Origin of the sequence: Flavobacterium sp. (genome assembly GCF_049590715.1) — a bacterium.
GTDB lineage: Bacteria > Bacteroidota > Bacteroidia > Flavobacteriales > Flavobacteriaceae > Flavobacterium.
In genome coordinates, this window is sequence record NZ_JBAWDL010000016.1 from 1 (window position 1) to 8614 (window position 8614).

An 8614-nucleotide genomic window follows, 5' to 3' on the forward strand; every position below is an offset into this window, starting at 1 on the left:
TAGGCATGGTTCCAATCCCTGTATGTGCTCCAAAAGCAGTTGAGAAAGAACCCGTAGCTCCCGAGATGTAATCACAAACGAGAACCGTGTTGACAAATCCCATTCCCATTCCGCCATAAGCCTCAGGTACTGAAATGCTCAAGAAACCTAAGTCTCCTGCTTTTTTCATACATTCCTCTGTATAGGCATAGTCTTTTTGTTCAAATCGGATTTTATGCGCCCATAATTCTTTATCGACAAACTCTTTAACGGAGTCGCGCATCATGATTTGCTCTTCGTTAAAATCTTCGGGAGTAAAGATATCTTCACATTTTGTTTCTTTGACTAGGAATTGACCTCCTCTTGTTTTGTTGTCCATGGTTTATTTTTTTAAAGAGAAAAGATGAAAGAATAAAGAGAAAAGATTAATCGTTCAATTTACTGATAAAACCAGTAGTCATTTTTTGAAATTCAATAATCTTGTTTTCTATTTCAGTTGTTTTTTCTACAGTTATATATTTATATTGGTTAGCTATTAATAATTGAGTTTGTAATTCAAATGATGATCCTAAACTAATATTTAAAAAATGTTTGAAATGTATATTACCTCTATTAGAACCTTCAGCTATATTAGAAGGCATTGAAACAGCTGCACGATTCATCTGACTAACTAATCCATACATTTCATTTTTAGGGAATTCTAAACATATTTTATGAATATCCGATGTGATTTCCATCGATAAGATCCATATTTTTAGATTTTTAAAATTATGTTTCATTAAACTTATCTGTTTCTAGTTTCTTTCCTCTTGTTTCTAGTTTATCTTCTATAAAAGTTCATAAATCCCCGCAGCACCTTGTCCAGTACCCACACACATAGTGACTATTCCGTATTTATTCCCTCGGCGTTTCATTTCGTCAAACAATTGAACAGAAAGTTTGGCTCCTGTGCATCCTAGAGGGTGCCCTAAGGCGATGGCTCCTCCATTAACATTGACAATATCAGGATTCAAATCCAATTCTCGAATAACAGCTAAAGATTGAGAAGCAAAGGCTTCATTTAATTCGATTAAATCAATATCTTTTTGTAGTAATCCTGCTTGCTTTAATGCTTTTGGAATGGCTTTTACAGGGGCAATTCCCATGATGCGAGGCTCTACGCCAGCAGAAGCAAAACTGACTAATCTTGCAATAGGTTCAAGATTTAATTCTTTGACCATTTCTTCGCTCATGACTAAAACGAAAGCAGCTCCATCACTCATTTGAGAGGAATTTCCAGCAGTAACACTGCCGCCTGCAGCAAAAACAGGACGTAAATTAGCCAATGCTTCTATTGATGTTCCTGCTCTTGGCCCTTCGTCTTTAGTGACAACATAGGATTTGGTGTCTTTTTTACCCTTTTCGTTGATGAAGGTTTGATCAATGGTAATAGGAACAATTTGATTGTCAAACTTCCCTTCCGCTTGTGCTTTTAATGCTTTCATGTGGGAATTGTAAGCAAACTCGTCTTGATCTTCTCTGGAAACTTTAAATTGATTGGCTACAGCTTCAGCAGTTAGCCCCATTCCCCAATAATAATCTTCATTTCCTGCTTTTGCAACCGCATAATCAGGACTAGGTTTATACCCTCCCATTGGAATATAACTCATGCTTTCGGCACCACCTGCAATAATACAATCCGCCATTCCTGTTTGGATTTTGGCAGTTGCCATTCCGATGGTTTCTATTCCAGAAGCACAGTATCTGTTGACGGTTACGCCAGGAACATCCTCTATTTTTAAGGCCATTAACGAAATTAATCGTCCCATATTTAATCCTTGCTCTGCTTCAGGCATGGCATTTCCTACCATTACATCATCAATACGGGTTTTGTCAAAATCAGGCAGGTCTTTCAGCATGTGCTGGATGGTTTCTGCGGCTAATTCATCAGGACGTTTGAATCTAAATACTCCTTTAGGGGCTTTACCAACGGCGGTACGGTAGGCGGCAACTATATATGCTTGTTTCATTTTTTTATAGATAATAGAAGAAAGAAAAAAGAGAAAAGATAGTTTGTGAATCTATCTTGCTTCTTACTTCTTGCCTCTTGATTCTTATTTGATTTTTTTTATAGATAATAGAAGAAAGAAAAAAGAGAAAAGACAGTTGTGAATCTATCTTGCTTCTTACTTCTTGCCTCTTAATTTCTAATTTCTCAATGGTTTCCCTGTTTTCAACATGTGCTGAATACGTTCTAATGTCTTTCTTTCGGTACAAAGGGATAAGAAAGCTTCACGTTCTAAGTCTAATAAATATTGTTCAGAAACTAAACTAGCTTCGGATAAATCACCACCAGCCATAACGTAAGCTAATTTGTTGGCAATCTTTTTATCATGCTCTGAGATGTATTTTCCAGCTACCATTTGGTCAGTTCCCACTAAGAACATACCTAAGGCTTGTTTTCCTAATACCTTAACATCGGTACGACGAATTGGTTGGGTGTAACCTGCTTCGGCAAGTAATAAAGCGTGTTTTTTAGCTTCGGCTATTTGTCGGTCTTTGTTGACTACAATTATATCTTTTCCTTTTTGTAATAAACCTGTATCAAAAGCTTCATAACCTGAAGTTGATACTTTTGCCATGGCAATGGTCAAGAAGTATTGTTGCAATACATTCAATTCTACATCATCTTTATGGAATAAATCTGAAGCGCGTAATGCCATTTCCTTAGAACCACCACCACCTGGTAATACTCCGACTCCAAATTCTACTAATCCCATATAGGTTTCAGCAGCTGCAACCACTTTGTCAGCATGAAGACTCATTTCGCAACCACCACCAAAAGTCATTCCGTGTGGAGCAACTATAACTGGAGTAGCCGAGTAACGAACGCGCATCATCGTGTCTTGAAACATTTTGATAGCCATATTCAATTCGTCATATTCTTGTTCGACGGCCATCATGAAAATCATTCCAATATTAGCCCCTACAGAGAAATTAGCAGCCTGATTTCCTATTACTAATCCTTCGTATTCTTTTTCGGCTAGATCGATTCCTTTGTTGATAGCTTGCAGTACATCGCCACCTATGGTGTTCATTTTGGATTGGAATTCTAAATTTAAGATTCCATCGCCTAAGTCTTCAATGATTGCACCACTATTACTCCATACTTTTTTACTTTCGCGAATGTTATTCAGGATAATAAAAGCATCTTGTCCTGGTACTTTTTCTTGTGATTTTGTTGGAAGGTTATAAAAATAAGTAGCACCTTCTTTAATAGTATAGAAACTGTTATTTCCAGATGTAATCATATCAGTAACCCAAGAAGCTGGTTCAAGACCTTCAGCTTTCATCATGTCGATTCCTTTTTGAACACCAATGGCATCCCAAATTTCGAAAGGACCATTTTCCCAACCAAATCCTGCTTTCATAGCATCATCGATTTTATAGAGTTCATTTGAAATTTCAGGTATACGATTCGATACGTAAGCAAAAAGTGCAGCAAAACTTTTTCTATAGAATTCTCCTGCTTTATCCGTTCCTTTTACGAGGACTTTAAAACGGTTGATTGGTTTGTCTATTGTTTTGGTGAGTTCTAAAGTAGCAAACGAAGCTTTTTTAGTTGCTCTATATTCAAGTGTGTTAAGATCAAGTGTTAAGATGTCTTTGTCTACTTTTTTATAAAATCCTTGTCCTGTTTTACTTCCAAGCCATTTATTCTCCATCATTTTATTGATAAAGTCAGGGAGTTGAAACAAAGCGTGTTGTTCATCATCAGGACAGTTTTCATAAATTCCGTTGGCTACATGAACTAAAGTATCTAATCCTACAACATCAACAGTACGGAAAGTAGCCGACTTAGGGCGACCAATTACTGGACCAGTGAGTTTGTCTATTTCTTCAACCGTTAAATCCATTTCTTTTACCAAATGAAACAAACTTTGAATTCCGAAAATTCCAATTCGGTTTCCTATAAAGGCTGGAGTATCTTTAGCAACAACCGATGTTTTTCCAAGAAATTTTTCACCATACAGTGTTAGGAAATCTAAGACTTCTGTTGAGGTTTGTGGACCAGGGATGATTTCGAATAGTTTTAAATATCGTGCTGGGTTAAAAAAGTGAGTCCCACAAAAATGTTTTTGGAAATCCTCATTTCTTCCTTCACTCATAAAATGAATAGGAATACCAGATGTATTGGAAGTTACTAATGTGCCTGGTTTTCTGTGTTGTTCTATTTGTTCAAAAACTACTTTTTTGATATCCAAACGTTCCACAACAACTTCGATAATCCAATCGACTTGAGCAATTTTAGCTATGTCATCAGTGGTGTTTCCAGTAGTGATGCGACTTGCAAATTTAGTGCTGTAAATAGGGGAGGGTTTTGATTTTAGGGCATTTGCCAAATGTTCGTTTACGATTCTATTGCGAACCAAAGGAGATTCGAGTGATAATCCTTTTTTGATTTCTATATCCGTAAGTTCTCTTGGGATAATATCTAGCAGTAGCACTTCCACGCCAATATTGGCAAAATGACAAGCAATTCCTGAACCCATGATTCCAGAACCTATTACGGCAACTTTTTTAATTGTGCGCTTCATTTTCTTTGTTTTCGATTTGATTAAAAATAGTTTTATTTTGAATTAATTCGTTAATTGTTTCCGCTACTTCAATAAAATGTTGTAGTTTTTCTTCGGGAACATAGTGGCGAATGGTTTCATTAAAATTGAGTACGGTTGTTTTTGATAATTCTCTTTTTACTTTGCCTTCTTCGGTCAAGTATATTAAAACTCCGCGACCATCTTCGGGATTTTTTTTCCGAGTGATAAGCCCTTTATCTTCCATTGATTTTAGGGTTCTGGTCAAGCTTGTAGCTTCCATTCCCATTTTTGGACCTAAGGCAGTTGAAGGCGTTCCTTTGTGTTTGTCGATGCTTAATAAGGCAAAACCAGTTGCCATTGTTGCACCATATTTGGTTGCTTCTTCATTGTACATACGTGCAATTGATTGCCATGTTGCTCTTAGGATATAATCTATTGTTTTCTCTTTCATATTCCTACTATAGGTGTGTCTTTCAAATATAAGGAATAAATACTATGCACGCATAATAAAATAAATTATTTTTTTGTTAAAGTTGAAATGCCTATTTTAAGAATGGAGAAATAAATGTAGTTTATAGCTTATACAAGCCTAGATAAAGAAGCAAAATATTTATGCTTAGTCTTATGGGAGCGGTATCCTTTATATTCTTTTTTTTAACAACATATAGATATGAGCGGGAACAATTCTAAAAAAAGAATAAGTTGAATATATGACAGTGTTAATAGTGGTATTTGTTAGTCTGTCAGTTTATTTAAAATGTCAACTTGTCAGTTTGGTTTTGGATATTTTAATAATAACTGACAATTTCTAAGGCGGTTTTTTGTTGGCACAGTCATTGCTTTATCGTCAACAAGTTATTAAAACGAATATATAATAAAATTAAATATAGTAAAAATGGGTAAAATAATCGGAATTGATTTAGGTACTACCAACTCTTGTGTTTCTGTAATGGAAGGAAATGAGGCTGTTGTAATTCCTAATGCAGAAGGAAAAAGAACAACACCATCTATCATCGCTTTTGTAGAAGGTGGAGAAATTAAAGTAGGGGATCCTGCAAAAAGACAAGCAGTAACTAATCCAACTAAGACTATTGCTTCTATCAAACGTTTTATGGGACGTGGTTTTGGTGAAGTTTCGGCTGAAGCTAAAAGAGTTCCTTATTCAGTTGTAAAAGGTGACAACAATACACCACGTGTGGATATTGATGGTCGTTTATATACTGCTCAAGAATTGTCAGCTATGACACTTCAAAAAATGAAAAAAACTGCTGAAGACTATTTAGGTCAAACAGTAACTGAAGCGGTTATTACTGTTCCTGCTTACTTTAATGATGCACAACGTCAAGCGACTAAAGAAGCTGGTGAAATTGCAGGTCTTAAAGTAATGCGTATCATCAATGAGCCTACTGCTGCGGCATTAGCTTATGGATTAGATAAAAAAGGAATTGATCAAAAAATTGCTGTTTACGATTTAGGTGGTGGTACATTTGATATCTCTGTTCTTGAATTAGGAGATGGAGTTTTCGAAGTATTATCTACTAACGGAGATACTCACTTAGGTGGAGATGATTTTGACGAAACTATCATTGACTGGTTAGCTGACGAATTTAAAGCTGAAGAAGGTATTGACTTACGTCTTGACCCAATGTCATTGCAACGTATCAAAGAAGCTGCTGAAAAAGCTAAAATTGAGTTGTCATCTTCTGCTGAAACTGAAATCAACTTACCATACGTTACCGCTACTGCTTCTGGACCTAAACACTTAGTTAAAAAATTAACTAGAGCTAAGTTCGAGCAATTATGTGATACATTAGTAAAACGTTCTATGGCTCCTGTAGCACAAGCGTTAAAAGATGCTGGTTTATCTACTTCAGATATCGACCAAGTAATCTTAGTAGGTGGATCTACTCGTATGCCAAAAATTGTTGAAGAAGTTGAGAAATTCTTCGGTAAAAAAGCATCTAAAGGAGTTAACCCTGATGAGGTTGTTGCAATTGGAGCAGCTATTCAAGGAGGAGTACTTTCTGGAGATGTAAAAGATGTATTGTTACTTGACGTTACACCTTTATCTTTAGGTATCGAAACAATGGGTGGAGTTATGACTACATTAATTGAGTCTAACACAACTATTCCAACTAAAAAATCTCAAGTTTTCTCTACTGCAGCTGATTCTCAGCCAACAGTTGAACTACACGTTCTTCAAGGAGCTAGAGCAATGGCAGCTGATAACAAAACTATCGGTCGTTTTAACTTAGACGGTATTCCACCAGCACCAAGAGGTGTTCCACAAATTGAAGTAACTTTTGACATTGATGCTAATGGTATCATCAAAGTTTCTGCAACTGATAAAGGAACTGGTAAGTCTCATGACATTCGTATCGAAGCTTCTTCTGGATTAACTTCTGAAGAAATCGAAAAAATGAAACAAGATGCTGAAGCTAACGCTGAGTATGACAAAATTGCTAGAGGAAGAGCTGAAAAATTGAACGAAGCTGACGGAATGATCTTCCAAACTGAAACTCAATTGAAAGACCTTGGAGATAAATTAGCTGATGATCATAAAGTTGCTGTTGAATATGCATTAACTGAATTGAGAATGGCTCACCAATCTCAAGATCTTACTGCTATCCAAACTGCACTTGATAACATCAACGCTGCTTGGAAAACTGCTACTGAAGCAATGTATGCTCAAGGAGAACAAGCTCAAGGTGGTGCACAACCACAAGGAGAACAAGCTCAAGGAGATAACGTTGAAGACGTTGAATTCGAAGAAGTAAAATAAGTATTTAGATATTAGTACTAAGATTTTAAAAACAATATGGAAACCGAGTCAGTAATGGCTCGGTTTTTTTGTGGTTTATCGCAAAAATTAAATCAAAAAACTCTAAAACTGTTGTATAATCTCCAAATTAATTCTGAAAATTCATTTTTGTACTATCAGTAAGAAGGAATTAAACATATTAGTATTAGATAGTCAGTTTATCTTAATTAGAGAAACAATTATCTAATTATGCTTACACATTCTGCCTTTTTATGGTACAGCTGGAATAATTATATAAATATACCTATTTTTGGGTATTGCTTTAGGATATAAATATTTTTAGTTTTGAAAAAAAAAACACTATGAAAATTAAAATCTTAAAGTTGACAGTATGTTTGATTTTATTAGTATCATTTTTCTCTATTTCTTCCTGTGAAGCTCTGGATGATTTAAATGATACAGCTGATGACGTTGTAAGTGAAGCTGTTGATGAAATCCTCGGAATTACTGCACTATCCGAAGACTTAAATAAAACAACAACAAATTTTAATATTATATCCGATATTGTGATTAATAATAAATTAGTTTCAAGTTCAGAAATAAAAATGACATTACCTTCAATCGTTTCTATATCTTTTACTAAGAAAAGATATACTCAAACATCGCCTACTGGAGGACTGAATCTAACTACTAATTCCTATTCAGGTACTATATCAAAATCCAAATTTAACAAAGCGTCAAACGTGGTTAAAATAACCGTACAGAATAACACTCCCACAGTTTATGTTAATAATGTAGCCACAACAACTAGTGGATCAGGAGGAACTGGAGGAACTGGTACAACTCCGGTAGAAACTAAATTAGTGGATAAAGATGTAACAGGAAAAGTATATCAGTTATCAGTGGTTTCATTTGTGGTACCTACAGGTGTGAAAACGATGGTAGTTAAAACAAATGAACCTAACGATTATTATCGTAATCTGGCAGATTTATTTTTGAGAAAAGATAGTGCGCCTATCGTAGCAGGTCCTAAGCCACCAACATATTTACCAAAATATACATGGACTGCAGATTATATAAGCCATACTCCAAACCGTGAAGTAAAAATTTGTACGATTTCTAATCCTTCATCAGGAACTTGGTATGCAGGTCTTTATGGTTATAATTCTGATTATCAGTCCCGTTTAACTGTAACTATAACAAAATAAATTATTTCGATTTTTTTATTGGAATTTTAAACAAAATAAAACCGAGCTAGAAAAAGGCTCGGTTTTTTACTTTAGTGAAGTATTGGTCG

Annotated in this window: 7 protein-coding genes; 2 read left to right on the forward strand and 5 right to left on the reverse strand. The window is 35.3% G+C overall.

Annotated features, from left to right (window positions below; all coding sequences use genetic code 11):
• The 5 genes from WBQ70_RS00810 to WBQ70_RS00830 form a co-directional block, all read right to left on the reverse strand.
• Nucleotides 1-358 (reverse strand): acyl-CoA dehydrogenase family protein (locus WBQ70_RS00810; protein ID WP_423909220.1); only part of this gene is annotated, 358 nt, incomplete at its 3' end.
• Nucleotides 359-404: 46 nt separating this feature from the next.
• Nucleotides 405-758, reverse strand: a complete 354-nt coding sequence (locus WBQ70_RS00815; protein ID WP_423909222.1) for a four helix bundle protein — start codon at nt 756-758, stop codon at nt 405-407.
• 48 nt (nt 759-806) lie between these two features.
• Complete coding sequence (locus WBQ70_RS00820; protein WP_423909225.1) at nt 807-1988, reverse strand: acetyl-CoA C-acyltransferase; 1182 nt, start codon at nt 1986-1988, stop codon at nt 807-809.
• A 177-nt stretch (nt 1989-2165) separates the two neighbouring features.
• Entirely contained in the window at nt 2166-4556 is a 2391-nt protein-coding gene (locus WBQ70_RS00825; protein WP_423909228.1) for a 3-hydroxyacyl-CoA dehydrogenase/enoyl-CoA hydratase family protein, read from the reverse strand.
• Complete coding sequence (locus WBQ70_RS00830; RefSeq protein ID WP_423909231.1) at nt 4540-5007, reverse strand: MarR family winged helix-turn-helix transcriptional regulator; 468 nt, start codon at nt 5005-5007, stop codon at nt 4540-4542. Before WBQ70_RS00830 ends, WBQ70_RS00825 begins: the two co-directional genes overlap by 17 nt.
• 444 nt (nt 5008-5451) lie before the next feature.
• Here WBQ70_RS00830 and dnaK point away from each other — a divergent pair, with 444 nt between their 5' ends.
• Both dnaK and WBQ70_RS00840 read left to right on the forward strand, forming a co-directional pair.
• Nucleotides 5452-7338 (forward strand): molecular chaperone DnaK, encoded by a 1887-nt coding sequence (gene dnaK, locus WBQ70_RS00835; RefSeq protein ID WP_423909234.1) that lies wholly within the window; start codon nt 5452-5454, stop codon nt 7336-7338.
• A gap of 341 nt (nt 7339-7679) precedes the next feature.
• Complete coding sequence (locus WBQ70_RS00840; RefSeq protein WP_423909236.1) at nt 7680-8525, forward strand: hypothetical protein; 846 nt, start codon at nt 7680-7682, stop codon at nt 8523-8525.
• Nucleotides 8526-8614: the final 89 nt, after the last annotated feature.